Source organism: Desulfocucumis palustris (assembly GCF_002933875.1).
Taxonomy (GTDB): domain Bacteria; phylum Bacillota; class Desulfotomaculia; order Desulfotomaculales; family Desulfocucumaceae; genus Desulfocucumis; species Desulfocucumis palustris.
Window position 1 is genome coordinate 15,383 of the sequence record NZ_BFAV01000018.1, and the last position, 19,139, is coordinate 34,521.

Annotated in this window: 18 protein-coding genes and 1 pseudogene; 4 read left to right on the plus strand and 15 right to left on the minus strand. The window is 46.4% G+C overall.

Annotated features, from left to right (window positions below):
* Positions 1 to 46: 46 nt before the first annotated feature.
* Entirely contained in the window at positions 47 to 874 is an 828-nt protein-coding gene (panB, locus tag DCCM_RS01145; RefSeq protein ID WP_104370634.1) for a 3-methyl-2-oxobutanoate hydroxymethyltransferase, read from the minus strand.
* Positions 798 to 1,754, minus strand: coding sequence for a Rossmann-like and DUF2520 domain-containing protein (locus DCCM_RS01150; RefSeq protein WP_104370635.1), 957 nt, complete (start codon positions 1,752 to 1,754; stop codon positions 798 to 800). Before DCCM_RS01150 ends, panB begins: the two co-directional genes overlap by 77 nt.
* A 426-nt stretch (positions 1,755 to 2,180) precedes the next feature.
* Between DCCM_RS01150 and DCCM_RS01155 the strand changes: the two genes are divergently transcribed.
* The gene (locus DCCM_RS01155) at positions 2,181 to 3,446 is read left to right on the plus strand and encodes a metal-dependent hydrolase family protein (RefSeq protein WP_104370636.1); all 1,266 of its coding nucleotides are present in this window, start codon (positions 2,181 to 2,183) and stop codon (positions 3,444 to 3,446) included.
* 357 nt (positions 3,447 to 3,803) lie between these two features.
* On the opposite strand, the gene DCCM_RS01165 is transcribed toward DCCM_RS01155, so the two are convergent.
* From DCCM_RS01165 to DCCM_RS01205, 9 genes are all read right to left on the minus strand, one after another.
* Complete coding sequence (locus DCCM_RS01165; protein ID WP_104370638.1) at positions 3,804 to 4,448, minus strand: S-layer homology domain-containing protein; 645 nt, start codon at positions 4,446 to 4,448, stop codon at positions 3,804 to 3,806.
* A gap of 481 nt (positions 4,449 to 4,929) precedes the next feature.
* On the minus strand, positions 4,930 to 5,469 hold the full coding sequence (locus tag DCCM_RS01170) for a helix-turn-helix domain-containing protein (protein WP_104370639.1): 540 nt from the start codon (positions 5,467 to 5,469) through the stop codon (positions 4,930 to 4,932).
* Between the two features lie 313 nt (positions 5,470 to 5,782).
* On the minus strand, positions 5,783 to 6,310 hold the full coding sequence (locus DCCM_RS01175) for a DUF1097 domain-containing protein (RefSeq protein WP_165791973.1): 528 nt from the start codon (positions 6,308 to 6,310) through the stop codon (positions 5,783 to 5,785).
* A 12-nt stretch (positions 6,311 to 6,322) separates the two neighbouring features.
* Positions 6,323 to 7,681 (minus strand): acetyl-CoA carboxylase biotin carboxylase subunit, encoded by a 1,359-nt coding sequence (locus DCCM_RS01180; protein WP_104370641.1) that lies wholly within the window; start codon positions 7,679 to 7,681, stop codon positions 6,323 to 6,325.
* A gap of 18 nt (positions 7,682 to 7,699) precedes the next feature.
* Positions 7,700 to 7,915: an acyl-CoA carboxylase biotin carboxyl carrier protein subunit gene (locus DCCM_RS01185; protein WP_104370642.1), complete on the minus strand. Its 216-nt coding sequence runs from the start codon at positions 7,913 to 7,915 to the stop codon at positions 7,700 to 7,702.
* A gap of 27 nt (positions 7,916 to 7,942) precedes the next feature.
* Complete coding sequence (locus tag DCCM_RS01190) at positions 7,943 to 8,701, minus strand: 5-oxoprolinase subunit PxpA (protein WP_104370643.1); 759 nt, start codon at positions 8,699 to 8,701, stop codon at positions 7,943 to 7,945.
* A gap of 23 nt (positions 8,702 to 8,724) precedes the next feature.
* On the minus strand, positions 8,725 to 9,708 hold the full coding sequence (locus DCCM_RS01195) for a 5-oxoprolinase subunit C family protein (RefSeq protein WP_104370644.1): 984 nt from the start codon (positions 9,706 to 9,708) through the stop codon (positions 8,725 to 8,727).
* A gap of 32 nt (positions 9,709 to 9,740) precedes the next feature.
* The gene (locus DCCM_RS01200) at positions 9,741 to 10,727 is read right to left on the minus strand and encodes a carboxyltransferase domain-containing protein (RefSeq protein WP_104370645.1); all 987 of its coding nucleotides are present in this window, start codon (positions 10,725 to 10,727) and stop codon (positions 9,741 to 9,743) included.
* 122 nt (positions 10,728 to 10,849) lie between these two features.
* The gene (locus DCCM_RS01205) at positions 10,850 to 11,920 is read right to left on the minus strand and encodes an NADH:flavin oxidoreductase (RefSeq protein ID WP_104370646.1); all 1,071 of its coding nucleotides are present in this window, start codon (positions 11,918 to 11,920) and stop codon (positions 10,850 to 10,852) included.
* Between the two features lie 426 nt (positions 11,921 to 12,346).
* On the opposite strand from DCCM_RS01205, the gene splB reads away from it, so the two are divergent.
* Positions 12,347 to 13,369 carry a spore photoproduct lyase gene (gene splB / locus DCCM_RS01215; protein WP_104370648.1) on the plus strand — a complete coding sequence of 341 codons (1,023 nt, stop codon included), beginning with the start codon at positions 12,347 to 12,349 and terminating at the stop codon, positions 13,367 to 13,369.
* A 942-nt stretch (positions 13,370 to 14,311) separates the two neighbouring features.
* Here the strand turns inward: splB and DCCM_RS01220 are convergent.
* Together DCCM_RS01220 and DCCM_RS01225 are read right to left on the minus strand one after the other, a co-directional pair.
* Positions 14,312 to 15,751 carry a thymidylate synthase gene (locus DCCM_RS01220; RefSeq protein ID WP_104370649.1) on the minus strand — a complete coding sequence of 480 codons (1,440 nt, stop codon included), beginning with the start codon at positions 15,749 to 15,751 and terminating at the stop codon, positions 14,312 to 14,314.
* A gap of 20 nt (positions 15,752 to 15,771) precedes the next feature.
* Entirely contained in the window at positions 15,772 to 17,706 is a 1,935-nt protein-coding gene (locus tag DCCM_RS01225) for a metallophosphoesterase family protein (protein ID WP_104370650.1), read from the minus strand.
* 63 nt (positions 17,707 to 17,769) lie between these two features.
* On the opposite strand from DCCM_RS01225, the gene DCCM_RS19645 reads away from it, so the two are divergent.
* Positions 17,770 to 17,943 carry a tyrosine-type recombinase/integrase gene (locus DCCM_RS19645; protein WP_373855383.1) on the plus strand — a complete coding sequence of 58 codons (174 nt, stop codon included), beginning with the start codon at positions 17,770 to 17,772 and terminating at the stop codon, positions 17,941 to 17,943.
* A 111-nt stretch (positions 17,944 to 18,054) separates the two neighbouring features.
* Here DCCM_RS19645 and DCCM_RS01235 read toward each other — a convergent pair whose 3' ends face one another.
* Complete coding sequence (locus DCCM_RS01235; RefSeq protein ID WP_104370652.1) at positions 18,055 to 18,381, minus strand: nucleotidyltransferase domain-containing protein; 327 nt, start codon at positions 18,379 to 18,381, stop codon at positions 18,055 to 18,057.
* Positions 18,382 to 18,401: 20 nt separating this feature from the next.
* Positions 18,402 to 18,644 (minus strand): annotated as a pseudogene (locus DCCM_RS19650) (HEPN domain-containing protein); the annotation flags it as partial.
* Positions 18,645 to 18,942: 298 nt separating this feature from the next.
* On the opposite strand from DCCM_RS19650, the gene DCCM_RS19655 reads away from it, so the two are divergent.
* Positions 18,943 to 19,065 (plus strand): spore photoproduct lyase family protein, encoded by a 123-nt coding sequence (locus tag DCCM_RS19655; RefSeq protein WP_373855381.1) that lies wholly within the window; start codon positions 18,943 to 18,945, stop codon positions 19,063 to 19,065.
* The last annotated feature ends 74 nt before the right edge of the window (positions 19,066 to 19,139 follow it).

Below are 19,139 nucleotides of genomic sequence, written 5' to 3' on the forward strand. Positions count from 1 at the left end.
ATTGCACGCAATAAGTTAATAAGTTAATAGCCTGACCCCGGTCTTATTACAGTTTCTCCAGTATTTCCTCATCCATGCCGAAACTATGCTCCGGGCCGGGGAAAGCTCTGCTTTCCACTTCCTGGCGGTAAGCTTTAAAGGCATCCGTAATCTGATCGCTGAGCTGTGCATAGCGTTTGGCAAACTTCGGGGAACCCTCGCCGTACAATCCCAGCATGTCGTGGGCGACCAGCACCTGGCCGTCACAAACAGGACCCGCCCCTATGCCTATGGTGGGTATGTCCAGCTTTTCGGTGATCAGCCTGGCCAGGGCAGTGGGAACGCATTCAAGCACCACGGAGAAAACACCCGCCTCCTGAATGGCCAGGGCATCCTCAATTAATTTCCTGGCAGTGGCTTCATCTTTGCCCTGAACTTTATACCCGCCAAGCTGGTTGACGGACTGCGGAGTCAATCCCAGATGGCCCATAACCGGAATACCGGCGTTGACCATGGCCCGGATGACGTCGGCCACCTCGGCCCCGCCCTCCAGTTTGACTGTCTGCGCGCCGCCCTCCTGAAGCAGGCGCCCGGCATTGCGAACGCTTTCCTCCCGGGAGAGATGATAGGAAAGAAACGGCATGTCCCCAACCACCATAGCCCGGGACACCCCCCTGGTAACAGCTTTTACGTGGTGCACCATATCATCCATGGTAACCGGTATGGTGGACCCGTACCCCAGCACCACATTGCCCATGGAGTCCCCCACCAGTATGGCGTCAATACCCGCGGCATCCACCAGTTTGGCCATGGGGAAATCATACGCGGTCAGCATGGTAATGGGTTTTCCATCCTTTTTGGCTTTCCTGAAGTAGGCTGTAGTTACCCGTTCCATCTATTTTATCCCCTTTCAAAGTTTGGTTGATCCTATAGGCCTGCTGATCGTCAATGCTGCCTTTTTCCCGGGCTACCCGGGCCGTATAGCGGCCCAGAAGCCTGTACAGCTGCTCCTCTTCCCGGCCAACGGCGGCCAGGGCGGGCAGATGACCGGCAATGGTGGGTACGTCCCCCCTGGAAACAGGACCTGTCAGGGCCTGAACCGGGCCGACCTTGGCGATATTATTAATTGTTCCCTGAATTAACGGGAATAACGCCTCGAAGGCCTCTTCCCGGGATAATCCAAACTGGTTGTACAGTCCCGTGCTGAAATGCATCAGGGAAACCAGGTAATTTGAAGCTATGCAGGCGGCCGCGTGGTACAAGGCCTTGTCCCGGGCGTTAATATTAAAAGCCCGGCCCTCAAGATCAGCCACTATCCGCTCCGCCACCGGCATGGCCCTGCTGTCTCCCTCCAGGGCAAAATAGGAGCCCGGCAGGTTTTCCATGGCCGTGGTTACATCCGCAAAGGACTGCAGCGGGTGAATGGAAACCGGAAAAGCTCCCGCCTCTTTTACCCCGATCAGTTCATCCGAGGGATGGGCGCCGCTGGTATGGGCCACAATCTGGCCGGCCCTGAATCCTCCCCGCTCGGCAATAATTTCACTTATGTGGGGTATTTCCCTGTCCGGAGTAGTTATAAATACCAGATCGGCCTCCCCCGCGGCCTCTTCCGGCCTGACCCGGGCCGTGGCCCCGGTACGGTCTGCCAGTTCCCTGGCGGATTCAATTCTGCGGCTGGCCACTGCGGCTATTTTATAGCCCCTGTCATGAAGCAGCAATCCCAGGGCACAGCCAACTTTGCCGGCTCCGATGATAGCTATGGACGGTTTTGTCACAAATACCAGCTCCTTTGCTTATTTACCCCATCTCCATTGATCTGTGGGCACAACCTGACGCAGGAAAATTAAAAAGCCCTCCGGTTAAACCCGAAAGGCAAAAAAAATCATCCTTCCGTCTCGGTCCGTCCCGGCTCCAAGCGGTACAATATGTAACTGTCAGTTAACCAAAAAACATACCTTAAGGTATAGTTCCTAAAAAAGATACTATCCTTCTCAAAAGTGATTGTACCACAGCCCTGTAAGCATTACAACAGCATTTACAAACAAATCTGAATTTTTAACGCATTATTTTACAACTGCAATTACCTTTTCCAGGAAGCAGCGAGGCCCGATGATTAATGATTAAAATGTTTTTTAATACTGTTCAATTAGTTTCCGTGATAAAATATCACAAAAGTTTTCTCCCGGGGGTTGGAAATCCATATGAAAATACTCGGTCTAACCACAGGAAAGCACATCATCGTCAAGGCAGGTAGTCTTTTTGACGGCACCGGAAGCCGGGTCCGGGACAGGGTTGACATTTACATAGAGGGACAAAGGGTTTATTCCATTGAGCCGAATAGAAAAGGCGGGGAATCCCCCGGAGCAAGCCCGGCGGATTTTGACCGGCTGAATCCCTCCGGCAGAACAAATGACGGCCCCCGCCATATGGAAGTTGTGGATTTATCCCACTGCACCCTGTTGCCCGGTCTGGTGGACTGCCATGTGCACCTGGCGCTGGATGGCCGGGATTTCAACGACTCCCTGGCCCGTTGGGAAAATAGAGCTGAATTTACGGAACTGGTGAATGAAAACCTTTCAGGCGCTTTAGCCAAGGGAATTGCCGGTGTCAGGGACGGCGGGGATTTAAAAGGGTTAACCCTCAGGCACAGAAATGAAATTGCCAGGGGCAATTTCCCCGGGCCTCATATAAAGTGCAGCGGGTGGGCCATCGGTAAAAAGGGCAAATACGGCTCCTTCCTGGGTCCGGGCTACATACCCTGCCAGCTGCCGGATTCCATACGAAGGCTGGCCGCCTCCGGGGCCGACCAGATTAAGGTATTGGTTTCCGGGGTGGTTAGTTTCAGTTGCTATGGCCGGGTGGGGGAACTGCAGTTTTCCCAGGGGGAGTTAAATAACATCGTTGACCTGGCCCGGGAATACGGACTGCCGGTGATGGCCCACGCCAGTTCCGAGCAGGCGGTTAAACTTGCCGTAAGGGCCGGGGTTAATTCAGTGGAGCACGGTTATTTTATCAGCCGGGCTTCCCTGGAGGAGATGGCTGAAAAAGGAATCTCCTGGATTCCCACCCTGGTTCCGGTGGCCAACCAGGTTAAGGGTGACAGACGGAAAAGCTATTCCCCCGAACAGATAGAAATAATAGAAAACACCTATCGCCGGCAGCAAAAAATGCTGGCTATGGCTGTGGAAATGGGGGTGCCGCTGGGGGTGGGCACCGACGCCGGAGCCGGCGGGGTACCCCACGGCGCAGGTTATCTGGAGGAGATGATGCTGTACCGGGAGGCAGGGTTATCCGAGGAAGTGATTTTGAAAGCCGCCACCTCCGCCGGAGCCGCAATATCGGGATTCCGGGAGATTGGCAGGATAGAGCCCGGAAATAAAGCCTTCATGATAGCCGTAAGGGGAAATCCCCTGGAGGATTTAAACTGCCTTAAAGAAATAGAATACCTCTTCCTGCCCCGGGGTTAGTTTTCAGCCGGCTGTTTTCAGCTGCCGCTACACTCCGTTCAGTATCTTTTACCAACAGACCCCAAATGCCCCGCATAATAATTAGTATTGGCATGATTCCCGGCAGCTTTTGGCAGCTGCGGCATCCGTCTTATTTGGGGGCATATTTTAAACAGGATGCCTGTAATCTTACAGGCTATAAACAAAAAGCCGATTTTCCCACTTTTCCGGGTGGTCTCCCGCCGGGTGTATAAGCTCACTGTGCCCGGCGGTACCGCCTGCTATCACACCGACTCCATAACATTATCTTGTTTAAAGACGTGTTTTATGTGCTTTAGCAGTAATATCACAACAACAGAAGGTCTCCTGTTTTTGCTTTTAGGATTTGGCAGTTTCTATGGTTTTTAATGTTTGATTTAAAATGGTCGCCAATTCAGCTCTGGTTATTTTATTGCCAGGTCTGAATTGACTGCCTTCATACCTCATTATACTTGTATTAAATACGAAATTAATATCGGACATTTCTTTTTTTGTCAAATTATCCATATCAGAATAAGTTGGCGCCATTAATGTCGTTATAACCGACAGATTCCCGGCTTTGAAAGAGTCGGCCAGGGAACTTGCCACATCCATTCTTGTAACAACTTTATCAGGCTGAAACTTTCTCCCATCGCTTTTGAAAATATTATTATAGCCAATAATCATCGAGGCTTCACCATACCATTGCTCAGCTTCAACATCATCATATAAATCAGATGGAACAGGTTTTTTAACAAAGTTCAAATTATCATAATTCAAACCGAAGGTCTTAACCAGGCACACTGCTAATTGCGCCCTGGTAACATATTCATCGGGGTTAAATTTATTGTTTGCCACGCCCGCCATTATACCCTTTTTGTATAAAGCTTCAATATCCGCCGCAGCTTCATGCTTGCCGACATCACTAAATGGGGTTTCGGCAAAAACCGCCCCGGGCATCAATAATAAAACAAACACTGAAAATAACAGAAAAATTTTCTTCAATTTATATTTCCCCTTTCTTATGCGGATAGAATTAGATTCTAAAGAAAAACTATGAGATAGCTCCCTTCTTTATGTTTTCAAAATAATTGACGCCTTAACCCACAGTAAAGTTCCATTCATTTTGCACAATATAAGTGAGCCTTGGGTTCGAAAGGGGTTGCCTGTTTATCCCCTACCTTCAAGAATGGGGTTTTACAGGCTGTTAGCGAGATAAAATAAAACCCGGGGTGCGGTTCTACCCCGGGCTTTTCCAATTAAGCCATTTAGTTAATACTGTCCGGCAAATAACTCTTCAACGCTTTGCCTGAATACTTTCGTATGGCAGTCCAAAATCCTCTCCGGTGGTTTGGGCGCAAATTAACGTCATATTATGGAACCGGGTCATCAGTATTCCCCTTTTTAAAGCCAAAAAGTGCATTTAGCGGTCCAACTCGGGCTTTCCGCCGGTTCCGTCATTTAAAATTTTCCGTATTGGCCGGCGTTAGAACGAAGGCGGCGTAATAGCCGTTATTGCCACATATAAGTCGGGACCGGGATTGTACGTTCTATGCGCCACTCTTTTGGGAATATAAATACTATCACCGGCTTCCAGCAATACCGAACCATTTTCAAATTCAAAATTACCCTTGCCGGAAATTACAAAGGTACATTCTTCGCCAATATGTGACAGAAGTTCGGGCGAGCTGTAATCACCCGCTTCCACTTCCCAATAAATCATCTCCAATTGCCCGCTGACATCAGGTGTTAACAACTGCAAACTAATCGAGGTTTCGGCGGCTTTAAAAATTTTTCTCTCGTCTTTTCTTATCACATTATTTCTAAAATCCCCTTCTTCCAATAAAAAAGAAAAGACAGGCCTGTCCAAAGCCTTACTAATTTTACGCAGGGCGGTAAGAGAAGGTTCAATCTTACCCAGTTCAACCTGACTCAAATAGCTGATTGAGAGTTCTGTTTTATCCGCCAGCTCTTTTAATTTTAATTTTTTATTTTTTCTTACTTTGCGTATGTTCTCCCCAAGCATTTTCAGCAACAACCTTTATCGTTATTTAATGTTAAATCCCGGACATTTGCCGCCCTGCCCCACAGTGCCCGGATATATAAAAAGCCCCGGCAGGCCATCTGATTAAAATACGACATATTATTTACAAGTTCCTTCCGGAAATTAAGAATTATTCCATTGCAAACAATGCGCGGGGTTAACCAATAATATCATTGGCAGACCCCATTGGCGCCGCTAATTAAGATGGAAAGAAAGCAATAAGACCCGTTTGCACAGGTCCTATTGCTTAATATAACATTTTCAGCATATTTGATGCATTTGCTCATAAAACAAGCTACATCCCCGGGTCTTCAGCTTTCTTTTCTTCCTGCCGGGGAAAGGTGAAGTAAATGCTCAGGTAGCCGAACACCGGCCCCAGCAGATTGGCCGCGATGGAAAACCCGAAGGCTATCAATATGTCCATTTCGGCGGACCCGGTCTTGTGAAAGAACCCCCCATAATAGGTGGCAAAAACGCAGGAATAACCGTTAAAGGCGGCCAGGCCGCAGCTGGTGACGGGCAGCCTCAGCACCAGCATCAGCAAAAGAACCGTTATAAATACGGCCAGCATCATGGCCGGCATCAGGGACATGATGCCCATAAACGCGCCGATTAGCCAGATACACGCCGCGGCCAGAACAGCCCCTGCAAAAGCGGCGGGATATACGCTCTTAAACACGGCCGGGGTGGCGCCCAGGGCGAAATACCAGGCCCAGGCTATGAACAGCGCCCATACGGGCAAGCCCAATTGCGGCAGGGTAACCAGGCAGGATATTGCCGCCAGTACGGCAACCACGATTTCAATTGGTATTCGGCTTTTCACGCAAACCACCCCTTAATTCTTTTTTTGTTGGATTTTTTCTATAAACGAGGTATTAAACGAACCCTCGATAAATTCGGAACTGCTGATGATATCCAGATTGATGGGAATTGTTGTTTTGACACCCTGAATGTCGAAGCTGGACAGAGTGTCTTTCAGCAGTTGCACTGCTTCCGAACGGGAACGGCCCCAGGTGATCACTTTGGCCAGCAGAGGGTCATAATAAGGCGGGACCACTCCGCCCTCCTCCAGGGCATGGTCGATCCGCAACCACTCCGCATCCCCGGGGGGAAAGCGCAGTTTGGTGATCTGTCCCGGAGAAGGGAAAAATGTTGCCGGATCTTCGGCGTAAACCCTGGCTTCAACGGCATGACCGCTTAACCGGATGTCGTCCTGGTCGACTTCAAGCCGGCCGCCCGAGGCAATTCTCAACTGGCACTCCACGATATCCAGTCCGGCCACAAATTCCGTTACAGGGTGTTCAACCTGCAGCCTGGCGTTGATCTCCATGAAAAAATATTTTCCGTCGCCGGCCCTTAAAAACTCCATGGTGCCGGCACCCTGGTAATTCATGGCCCGAACCAGTCCGGTGGTATATTGATAAAGGTTTTTTCTGTCATTTTCCGTTACCACGGTTGAGGGGGATTCCTCGATAATCTTCTGGTAGCGCCTTTGAATGGAGCACTCCCGTTCGCCCAGGCAAACAATGTTTCCGTGACCGTCCGCCATAAATTGAATTTCTATATGCCGGGGCTGGTCCACCTTTATTTCAATGTAGCAGTCGGAGGAGGCAAAGGCTAGCTGGCCGATGCGGGACAGCCTTTCGTAGGCCTGCCTGACCTGGCCCTGCCCCTGGCCGCTGATGATTTCAATGCCCTTGCCGCCCCCGCCCTTGTCCAGTTTAAGAATTATCGGAAACCCGAACTGGAAGCCGAACCGGCGGATCTCGTCGGGATCCTGCACGGGCTTTACGGTTCCCGGCACCACCGGCACGTCAATTTTAGTGGCCAGGTCCCGGCAATAGCATTTGGATTCAATGGCCTTAAGCACCTCCGGCGACGGCCCCACCCAGGTCCTGCCGCTTGAAGCCACGGCTCCGGCAAAGGATGCGTTCTCCGACAAAAAACCGTATCCCGGGTGCACCGCGTCGGCTCCGGATTTTTCAGCCGCGTCGATTATGGCATCAATGTTAAGATAGCTTTTAACAGGGTTGGCCGGGCCGATCAGGCGGGCCTCGTCAGCCAGCTGCAAATAAAAGGCATTTTTGTCGGCCTCGGAGTAAACGGCAACAGTTTCAATGCCAAGTTTATGGCAGGTTCTTATTATTCTGGGAACTATTTCTCCCCTGTTGGCTATAAGCAGTTTTTTGATCATATTATCCTCTACTCGCCCTTACTCCAGAATTATCATGGGCTTGTCCACTTCCATCTCATCCCACTCGGCCACCAGAATTTTCTTGACAGTGCCGTCATAGGGAGATTCCACCGAAAGCTCCGTTTTCATGCAGTTAATCACGGCAACCTCCTGCCCCTTGACAACACTTTCACCCTCTTTAACCACAACCCGGGCCACCAAACCCGGCATGTGCGCGTTAATTGTCTTTTCCATCCCCAAAAGTCCTCCTTTACCTCGTCATTAATTTTCAGGCGCCTTGCCAATCCGGTAAAACGGTATACCCAGCCTTTCAAACTCTTCTTTAATTTTTTTAACCACCTCAGCGGCATTGGGGGAATCGCCGTGGCAGCAGATGGTGTCCGCCCGGGCGCTTATTTCGCTGCCGCTAATGGTGGTTATCCGCCCTTCCCTGGCCACCATCACGGCCCGCCCGGCAACTTCTTCGGGGGAGCGGGGCTTTTTTTTGCGCTCCAGCATCCAGTTGCCGTCGTCGTCATAATCCAGGTCCACCAGTATTTCGGCGGCCATATTAAGCCCCATCCTTTTTCCCCGCTCCCAGATTAAAGTATTTCCCTGGACAAAGATATAAAGTTTGGGGTTGAACAAAGAAACTGCTTCAAGATATGCATCAGCATACCTTTCGTCCTCGGCCACCATGCGGTAAAGAATTCCGTGCGGCTTAACATGCCGCATTTGCATGCCGGCGACCTTTAAAAAGGCGTCCAGCGCCCCCAGCTGGTACAGGGTGTCGGACTTTAACTCCTCCGGGGTGATATCCATTCTCCTGCGCCCGAACCCCTGCTTATCGGGAAGGCCGGTATGGGCTCCCACGGCCACCCCGTATTTTTTTGCCAGCTGCACTGTTTCACTGATTACCAGGGGGTCGCCGGCATGAAACCCGCAGGCGACATTGGCGGAAGTGATATATTTCATTACTTCGGCATCGTTGCCAAGGTTGTAACGTCCAAAACTTTCTCCCATATCTACATTGATATCCACTTTGTCATCCTCCAAATTGCAATTTAGGCCAGGGATTCCTCGTTGAATAAAGCCCTTTGGTCTTTTCTGGCCATGACGGCCTCCTCCCGGGTGCAGAGCTCGAACCTGATGTAATCCCGGGAGGGTGTGCCCTGGCCCACTTTCCAGAGATCGGCGTTGATCACTGACAGAACGCACATGTAGCCGCCCAGGGTGGGGCCGTCCCCAATCAGGAGCACGGGAGTGTTGCCGCAAATGTTCAGAGCGCCCCTCATGGCATAGGCGTGGTCCACTATATTTGAGGGGTGGCTGCCGCCCACGCCGCCGTCCTCCCGGGCAAAGAACCCTTCTTTAAGCTCCTGCAGACGGTAGGCGGAGCGGTTGGAGCTGTGCTGAATCTTAAAGGCGCTGCTGAACAGATAATTCATTCCCTCTTCGGTAACGTAGTCCGGGCAGGTGTTCGGCCCCGGGACAGCCCTTAAAACCCACTCCCGGGCATATTCCGGAATAGCCTCTTTTTTTATCTTCCTGCCGCCAAGGCCTTCCAGACCCCGGGCCGGCTTGCCGAAATCCAGCACATCCCCGGCCTGCAATTTTCTTCCGTGATAACCGCCATAGCTGCCGAAAATGCAGGTGGATTTACTGCCCAGGTAAACCGGAACATCAATCCCCCCGGCCACGGCCAGATAAGTTCTGAAGCCGTAATTGCCGAAGTGGCTGAATTTAATTTTATCTCCCTTGCCCACCTTAATGGATTCCCACATGGGAACCGGCTGACCGTTGACGGCGGGCTGCATATCCGAGCCCGCAATGCCTATTACGGCATCCGCCCCGAATTCCGCCTCAAAGTAACCCCCGGCAATTTCTATTCCGGCCTCCCCGTGGGGGTTGCCCACCAGCAGGTTGGCCAGTCCCAGGGCGACATTGTCCAGAGCCCCGGAGGGAGCCATGCCCTTGCCCAGATAGCCCAGCCGTCCCGGCCAGTCTTCAACGATAACCTCTATTCCGGGGTTGATAACCTTTAACATGCTTATTCCTCCCATCCAGTTAATTAAGAAGCTTAAATCCTCGGCGCCCTCCTGGTGCCTTCCCTTTGTTTGGCCTGAAATTCCAGGGCGCCCCTTTGCACCTCTTCGGAATTGTAAAATTTAAGATAGTCCTTGACCAGTATCCGGCCTTCCTCAATTTGATACTGGTAGTCGGTTTTGTCGTGCACGTGCTCGTAGATATGCAGAATTTCCGCTTCAGTGACCTCGTGGAAGCGGATTCTGTCCGCGGATTTGTAGAGAAAGGGGCTGCTTTTAAACAAGGGGTGCTTCTGACTGAATTGGAAGGTGGGTATTGTTCTGCCGAACAGCTGATAACCGCCGCCGGTGGGGGTGGTGTAAGTGAACACGCAGGGCCCCCCTATGCCCACGGCTCCTTCCGGAGTCCAGGTTCTTGGCGGGTTGTATTTAGGAACCACGATGGCGCACCTGGGGTCCATGGGCCAGAAAAAGGCTCCGCCGGGCCAGAAGCCGCCGCCGCTATTGTACCAGTCAGTCCCCAGCAGCATATTTTTCACCTGGTCCACGGTAACACCGTTGCACATGGCTATGTATTCCAGGTTATAGCCGTTTATCACGTTGGGGGCTTCCGGCCTTACTTCCTTTAAATACTTCTCCACGGCTTTTTTGGTTTCGCCGTCCTCGAAGGCGATGGGCAGGTGAATCAGCCGCGACTCCACCACAATGTCATCAATGGACTTGACAGATTCCTCGGCTTCCTTTATTAAATCGATAAGATTAAGCATGGAAAGCTCTTCCGGGTCGAAATGAAATAAATTGGTGCGGATGCCGGGAACTGTTTCAATCAACCCCAGGAGATTTTTAGACAGTATAATATCATTAATTACCTGGGTCCTGAAGGAATCCTGCAGATTGGCCCTTTGCTCCCTGCCGTATTCAACCTGCAGAAAACCGTCGCCCGCCTGTCTGAACAGCACCTCCAGCCTGGCTCCGGTGGCGGGCAGGGTATCCAAAACAACATTACAAAAGGATTGTGCCATATTTACTGCCTCCCATTCTAAATCGGATTAAAATAATCGATACAAACCGGATTATTGATACTGTTCCAATGAATATAAGCCGCCCTCCTTTTTAATGAAATATTTTATTTCCCAGTCCAGTGCTATTTGTTGAATTCCACGCACCTCAAAGGGCCGCCGGCTATGCCCAGCAGGCATTTATTGCAGGAGACGCAACCGGCTGTTTTTTGTTTTGAATTGGCGAGAAACCTGGAAGGCAAATCAGGCTCAAAAATCAGCGGGCGGCTGATGCCCACTAAATCCGCCCCTTCATTCAACAATTCCTCCATTACCTGCAACGACCGGATACCCCCGGTAACAGCCAGAGGCTTTTCCCCCAGGGCCTCTTTAAAGGGCTTCACCGCGTGCCTGAAATAGGCCTCACCGCCACCAGCCTGGTGTTTAAGCCCGGCCCGCAGTTTTACCTGGTCTTTTAAGCCACCGCTTATTTCAACAAGATCAACCCCTGCTTCGGCCAGCCTGCGGGCCGCCTCCCCGTACTCCTCAATGCCCTGTCCGCCTTCGATATAATCGTCGCAATTGATTTTCCACAACAGAGGCATTTCTTCACCGGTTTTTTCCCTGACGGCATAACAGACTTCCAGGGCAAAACGAATTCTGTTATTAAGGCCGCCGCCCCACTGATCAGTGCGGTTGTTGGTTACGGGTGACAGGAACTGACTGACTAGATAACCATGAGCTCCGTGCACCGCCACTGCATCAAAGCCGGACTTTTTAATTCTAAGGGCGGCTTCGCCAAAGGCTTTTATGGCGCCTTTAATTTCTTCCCCGGTTAAATCACTCAGAGCATGGCGGGTGCCTTGGGCCCCATAGGAATAGCCGTAGCCCGAAACCCCGCCATGATGCAGCTGCACCGCGCATTTGCAGCCGCTGCCGTACCGGCGCACAACTTCGGCGATTTGCTCCAAACCTTTTATGTATTTGTCATCCCAGGCCGACAATTGCCTGTCCCATACCCTGCCGCTCTTTTCCACCGCGCAGGCCCCGGTAACAATCAGTCCTGTTCCGCCGCCGGCCAAACCGGAGTACAGCTTTAATATTTCGCCGGTTACAAAACCCTCCGGATCCGCCATATTTTCCATGGTAGCCGAGCGCAGGATACGGTTTTTCACGGTCATATTTTTTATTTTTAGTAAAGTAAAGGATTTACGCATGGTGAACTCCTAAATTTTTTTAGCAGTATGATTTAATATTTGCCAAATTCTGAAAATTTACAATAGCCTTCATTACCCCAGCCCCGGCATAAAGACTTTGCAAAATCTTCCTGGCCGTTTTCTAATAATTTAGCTAAACTGTAATATCCTCTTTATTTATTTTATTATAACTAAAATTTTATATTTAACAACACTTTTTTACACTATACATAAACTATTAATTTAGTAAATTAATTATGCCGGCACGCCCTGGCGTTTTTTTCGCCCGGCCAGGGAAAAGCATCCGCAGCCCTTTGCAACATCCCCGCCTGTAAACCGTCATAAACCCCGCCAGGAGCGGACAAAGGCGGCGGGCAAGCCTTTGACGAAAGCCTGCCGCCCGGTATAAACAGGCCGGCGCAACGCATAATAAACAAGGGTGATATTATGCCGTTTACGCCAAAGAGAGTCTTTTTTGAAAAAGACTCTCTTCAATACACAACGGGAAAGAATTTACACCAGCACTTCAAAAAAATAAACATACCCGTGCAAATTATAGGCAGCCATAACCGGGTCTCGGGAATACCCGGCAAAACACCCCAGGAATCATATTTGGAAGCAAAAAGAACCCTGGTGGTGGGAGTAAGGCGCACCCTTAAATTCGAAAGCTGCAAACCCTCGGCCCATTACCAGCTGCCTCTTTCCACCAGCTGCTCCGGCAAATGCGAATACTGCTACCTGCAAACCACCCTGGGCAACAAACCCTATGTGAGGGTGTACATAAACACCGATGAAATACTGTCCGCGGCGGGAGAATATATAAAGGAGAGGGCACCGGAAATAACAATTTTTGAAGGGGCAGCCACCTCCGATCCCCTGCCGGTGGAAAGGTATACCGGCTCCCTTAAAAAGGCCATTGAATATTTCGGGAACAGCGAGCTGGGCAGGTTTCGCTTCGTCACCAAATTTACCGAGGTGGAGAGCCTTTTGGACGCCCGGCACAACGGCCACACCCGGTTTCGCTTTAGCATCAACACGCCCCATGTAATAAGAAAATACGAGCACGACACCCCTCCGGCGGCGGAGCGCATTGAAGCAGCCCGCAAGGTGGCGGAAGCGGGCTATCCGCTGGGATTTTTAATAGCTCCCATCATTATCTACCCAGGCTGGGAGGAGGATTACACCGGACTTATCCATAACCTGAAAAAAGCCCTGGGTGATGCCGCTGAAAGCAATATCACCTTCGAGCTGATCAGCCACCGCTTCACCGCCAGGGCCAAAAAAAGGCTTTTGGAGGTATTTCCGGACTCCGGCCTGCCCCTGGAGGAGGAGGAGAGGAAATTTAAATATGGTCAGTTCGGTTACGGAAAATATGTTTATCCAAAGGAACGGCTTCAGGAGATGGATTCCCTGTTCAGCAGGGAACTGGAAAGAAATTTTCCAGGTTCACGGGTGAAGTACTTGGTGTAAAAATATAATTTTAATAAAAGAACTGGAGATTACCAGCTTGAAGAGCATTATAAGAGAATACCAATGTTTATGCATCCTGAGGTGCTGAAATCCCTCTTGGATTCAAGATATTTTAGAACGGTTACTTGGCTTAATTTATAAATGTCGCTAATCTGTTCTTCTTCAGCGATGCCTGATGTTCTGCTGCTTTAACGAAATACTACCTTGCTTCAACGTTTTCCCGCCAAGCCAGGCGGTATAGCTGTCGTATGCAGACGCAAAAGATTTGGTTTGAAATTGTCTTACCAGTCCATATGTTCGGTGAGTAATCCACCAATTTTTGCTGAATAAATCGTATAGGCAAAGGAGGATTCGGGCATAATACTTCTCCCGGTCCGTTGTTGGATGAAAGATGTCTTCTATGCCATACCAGGATTTTGCGAATTGAGTTATCAATTCGCCAGTGCATACTGTTATGCCTTTGCTGTCGACATACTTAAGAAGATGATGCCAAACTCCTCTGTAATTCTCAACAGTCTTTTTAGCATACCCTCTTTTCTTCCATTAACTTCCTTGCGGCTTCTACTTGCCCGGTAAATGGGCCGGAAATGCTGGGTACATAATGTACCTCCTTGAAATTTAATTCAAGGAGATAATACATTATGAAAAGTTGTTTACCTGTTTTTGAACTATATACGTTTATTTTGGAGTGAACTTTAGATAATGTAAAACTTTCGATAAGCGATAAACCTCGTGAGTTTGAGGGCAGAGCCCTCATCAGCCGTCAGGCTGACTTATGCAATGGCCATATCCGGTGTTCAACTTTGCCGGAAAAGGTGTACAGTTTCAAACGGAGACACTGTTCAATCTCAGCGGTCAAACTGTTCAGTTTGACCCGGCATATTCAGTCATAAAGAATATCCTCTCTCTTAATACGTTCGCCGAAAGTATACACCACAACACCTATTTTTGTGTATAGAGCTCACCTCTCTTTAGACATATTTCGGCTCGGGCAATTTCTCTTCCCAGATACATGGCATGCCCAATATCTGAAACGGCCTTATTCCGGTATATCTCAAGTTGAAGAGTTTCTGCTTTCGTTCCTTTGTACTCACCAATAACTATACCATTAAAAGTATGCCTAACAACAATATTATTATTTTCAATGGTTATGTTAAAATAGCCACTCGGGTCCATAACTATTTCATATCTCCGCTCATTTGCTATCATCTGTGCCCTGTCATAATCATCAATATTCACTGATATAGAATGACTAATTACTGTAATTGAGCCTTCTTTTAAACCTGTTTTACCACAAACATAACGCAATATAGCCATTAAACCATAAAAATTTATTAACCAAGCATCCAATGCGTTATGGGTCCTAAATGAGGCTGTAAGCGTTAACTTCTCATCATAAAACCGAAAATAAAGGGACACCATGCATGGGCTATCATCTTCCTCATGGTACAGGTCTCTTTCTGTATCCCAAAGTGATAAATAACATTTGCGATCCTGGCTATCTAAATTAAGCCTTGCAATTATCTCACTCAAGCCATCAATATTAAAATATTTTCGAATTCTATGCCCATAAGTATAGCTTGTATCATTAGGAGAGGATTCACAATTAAGTATTTCATCTTGATACTTCTTTATCAAAGAAATATCAAACCCACATCTTAATAAATATTTATACTCTTCAATAGGATTCTCCACAACCACCTTGACACTCTGCAGTTCTTTTCTTTTACCTTTTTTCAATTGTGACTCATGACCAAATCTAATAATAGTAAATAGCAATTCCTTCCACGCCTCTAAAGGAGTGTTTTTTATTATGATATGACTTCTTGGGTTGCTTGGAAAATGCCCTACCGATACTATTGGCAATTCTATTTCAATTCGCGGTATTTTGCTGCTATCTAATTTTTTTTGTAAATTTTTAAAGTATTCTATTAGGCCCTGTATTGATTCTTTATTAGTCAAATCCCCCACATAGGTGATAACCGGGTTTCTTTTAAAGTATGAATTATCAATTAAATTATCAAGCACTCTGCTAGTCCCTTTAATTCTTTTTACATCTACACCTAGGATATTTATATTTTCAACTCCATTATTAAAAAAACTTAGCAATTCTTCTAAAGAATTAGATCTATTCTTTCCACATACTAAAATATTCGTTATTTGAGGATTATATAGCAGGTTCCTTAAAAGATGCTTCATACCATTTCCATACAAGTTACCTATAGCAACTATTGGCGACGTTTCTGGACTCATATCCAAACCATTTTTTTGTAAGATTTGGCACACATAATCGACCTTGGACCATAATGTTAATACGCCAACATAACCATATGGATTAACTGTTTTTATCATGTCGCCATAATACAATGGAATAAATTTCAATATAATTTCTCCCTTAAAAATTATTTATTAACTCTTAATTCTCTAAAAGCTCTTACCTGCCAGTTGTTGTGAATTTCTAACCATATAAACTCGATCATATCCCCATTTAGGATAAACATTTCTTCGTCCTTACACTCCTCTTCTGTAAACCATTGGTATGTACGAGAACTAATTTCCGTCAATCGTCCTTCTTGGTTTATAGAACATAAATTATCTACATCAACTTTATCTGGATTAAATTCTACCAAGTATACTTCATATATATAATGAGTTAACAAACCAGTTGTTGGCGATGGTGCTATTCTATCATGTTTGGTATTAAAAAATGTTCTTATCTGTTCCCGATTATAACCGATTCCTAATTCTGAACAAAAGCTCAATAATGGCTCAGCCACAGCAAAGGTAAATGCTGGAAATAAAAAAACATCCCATCCTATAGATTTATGCTGTCTAAGTAAAACAATTTTTTTGCCGGTTTTGCTACTAACGGCTGAAAGCGCCATTATGTAATACTTCTTTTGATCTGTGATGTATGGATTTACTGTGCCTTCTTTTTTTCCCAAGTAAAGCATCATTAAATTCAATCTTCTCAATTCAAACATCACATCTCTAAATATTTTTCTTGTCTCCTTATGTTTATGACTATATACATTCATTAATTTGATGGTTTCAAATAAACTCAGCAAACATGACATTGCAATTATACTAGTTTTAGGAGACTTATCACTAATAAGTTTATGGCCTTCTCTCAGAAAATTGCCTACTATACTTAGAAAAGGTTCAATAATCTTTTTGTTTAAATTAACACCATCAACGTTATTTAAATTATCCCTTGGGTATAGTCCTATTGATTGTAAAAAGTTCTTTATATAACATGCTACTTCATCCGAATCAACCTTATCAATGTTTTTTATAATAGAATTTACATGCAAATTGTAATCCCAGTACAAACTACGTGTTCCCAACGGCTTAAATTCTTCACCCTCATCGATAAAATATGTAAAATCTATGACACCAGGTTGAGTAACCAATAAATTAAAACCATTGCTTACGTTATTTTTATTAACGGATAGACTCGTACCGCACATTATGGTTAATTTATTATCAGAATCAAGACAACCGCTTTGACAACAGTCTACTGTTTTTAGAACTTTTGTTCCTAATTGATGTTTGTGCCCGTGTAATACCATCCTGAAATTATTCTCCATAAGCCATTCTATCGATGCATTAGCATCAATCATTACGCTATATATTCCATCTGTTTTTATGTTTTCTATTTTTTCAATGGGGATTAAGTGATGATGAAAAAATGCTATATTCAATGCTTCATTTAAACCATGGTCACCGTTAATTTGTTTTAACTTCTGCAACATGTCATCTCTTTGGTCTTTGCCTATATAACCAAGACCGCTGGCCCATTGACCATCAGGTTCTTTACCCTCAAAATCTAATCTGGTAGAATCAAAACCCACGAGATTAATATTAAAGTTATTAAAGTTATATTTTCTCAAAACCATAATGGGTTGTTTGTATTCAGGCTTGCTCGGATCAATTTTAAATCCATAATTTTTATTGTAATATGAAGTTAACAGTTTTCTTGATTCTTCATACTTTCCTGGTGCCCTACTAATATCGTGGTTACCTGGTACTGATAATATATCTTCACCTGCTATTTCTAGTGATTCAGCAATACTAAAAACAGCGTTAGTGCATTCATCTATAAATTCATAATCACCTCTATTAATCAAATCACCGGTTATTACCATTATTATTCTAAATTCATCTCTTTTAAAATTACTATCAGTTAAATACGATAATACAGCTTTTGAAAACTTCTCAACCAAACTAATTCTATCCCCAAAAGGGATGTCTTTTTGATATGATTCAGAGTATTTATAAGATGAATCATTAGAGAAATGTAAATCAGAGAGATGAAGTATTATTAAACCCTTCATATTTACTCCTTCCCAGTTGTGACCATTAATTGGACACAGTAGTTCACAGACAGGCTGCTAGACATAAGAGTTACCCCACACACACTTCGGCACACCTTTGCGGCCCATCTAGCGGAAAAAGGTATGCCACTTACCTGCATCCAGGATCTCCTGGGCCACGATAATACAAAAAACACCAGGATATATACCCGGCTATGCGCACATGCCAGGAAAAAGCAGTACGACAGGTTTCAATAAAGGTGTAGTGCCAGCACCCTATCCTAATCTAGAGAATAATAGTTTATTACTTTAAGCAACTCAAAAGACGGGATAATCCCTAAGGGCTAACCCGTCTTTTATCGTGAATAGCTACTCTTCGTAAACTGTCTTCCCTTTTTGGATGATCTCATCATATAAGAAATCACCCTGCTTGGCCTTTTGGTACTGCTCTAACGAATACGGTCTAGGGGAAATATCCAGGTCAATTCCCCGGGTAAGTTTTTTTAGTAAAAGTGATTCGTTAAACCGGTCCCGCCCGAGATCCGTAGACACGATGGCCAAATCAATGTCGCTATCCTTATCAGCAGTGCCGGCAGCCAATGAACCGTAAAGGATAACCTTGTTTACCCGAATGTTTTCGGTCTTCAAGGCTTCCAGGTATTTTTTTATACTCACTTCATATTGCTTTTTAGCCATTCAAAAATCTCCCCCGTTTGTTAGAGTAGGGCCTCCGTAACCGACTTAGTGCAGTTTTTAGCCAGGGCCTCTCTGTCGTCGGCATACCTGGACTCTATATAATAAAGCGAAAGCGCATCTAACAAGTTTTTCTGGCGTTCATCAAACTGGGGTAATAAACCTGCCGCATCAGCCAAGGCTTCTAGATCATGCTTCCTCGGTGGCGTTTTATTGTACTTCTCATGATATATGGCCTTTAAAGCTTTTTCAATGGTCTGCTGACAGAAGAAAAGACAGTGTAGCTACTTTCCTTTTATAAAAAGGTGGCCGGCCACCTCATTGTCTTCCTGGGAAAGATCAAGCCAATTTTTTGTTGCCGGTTTCAAATTCAGCACCACTTTTAAACGATTATCTTGATTAACAGGTTACCCATATAATACCATATAACTTGCGAGAGGTGTCAGCAGTGCTGGTACTACCCAATAATATCAGTTTATATGAGCGTATATAACATTATGCAAAGTAGCTCACACATATAATAACACCCGCAATCCTTGATATACAAGGGATTACGGTTTCTTTGTGTCCCTTGGCAAATGCGAATACTGCTACTTGCAAACCACCCTGGGCAATAAACCCTATGTGAGGGTATACGTGCGATTTTCATATATGGGTGGCAAGTTAGGTGAATTTAGCCGACAATAAATAAGTGCTTAATATTCGACAAAAAATCTCATGTTCCATAGATCTTGCCGGGTTGGCGTTAGCCACAACATTCA

Bases quoted from the DNA above. Each gene is read 5' to 3' on its own strand.
- DCCM_RS01225 (WP_104370650.1), bottom strand. From the start codon at position 17,706: ATGAAGGGTTTAATAATACTTCATCTCTCTGATTTACATTTCTCTAAT.
- DCCM_RS01185 (WP_104370642.1), bottom strand. From the start codon at position 7,915: ATGGAAAAGACAATTAACGCGCACATGCCGGGTTTGGTGGCCCGGGTT.
- DCCM_RS01235 (WP_104370652.1), bottom strand. From the start codon at position 18,381: ATGGCTAAAAAGCAATATGAAGTGAGTATAAAAAAATACCTGGAAGCC.
- DCCM_RS01205 (WP_104370646.1), bottom strand. From the start codon at position 11,920: ATGCGTAAATCCTTTACTTTACTAAAAATAAAAAATATGACCGTGAAA.
- DCCM_RS01200 (WP_104370645.1), bottom strand. From the start codon at position 10,727: ATGGCACAATCCTTTTGTAATGTTGTTTTGGATACCCTGCCCGCCACC.
- DCCM_RS01155 (WP_104370636.1), top strand. From the start codon at position 2,181: ATGAAAATACTCGGTCTAACCACAGGAAAGCACATCATCGTCAAGGCA.
- splB (WP_104370648.1), top strand. From the start codon at position 12,347: ATGCCGTTTACGCCAAAGAGAGTCTTTTTTGAAAAAGACTCTCTTCAA.
- DCCM_RS01180 (WP_104370641.1), bottom strand. From the start codon at position 7,681: ATGATCAAAAAACTGCTTATAGCCAACAGGGGAGAAATAGTTCCCAGA.
- panB (WP_104370634.1), bottom strand. From the start codon at position 874: ATGGAACGGGTAACTACAGCCTACTTCAGGAAAGCCAAAAAGGATGGA.
- DCCM_RS01170 (WP_104370639.1), bottom strand. From the start codon at position 5,469: ATGCTTGGGGAGAACATACGCAAAGTAAGAAAAAATAAAAAATTAAAA.
- DCCM_RS01195 (WP_104370644.1), bottom strand. From the start codon at position 9,708: ATGTTAAAGGTTATCAACCCCGGAATAGAGGTTATCGTTGAAGACTGG.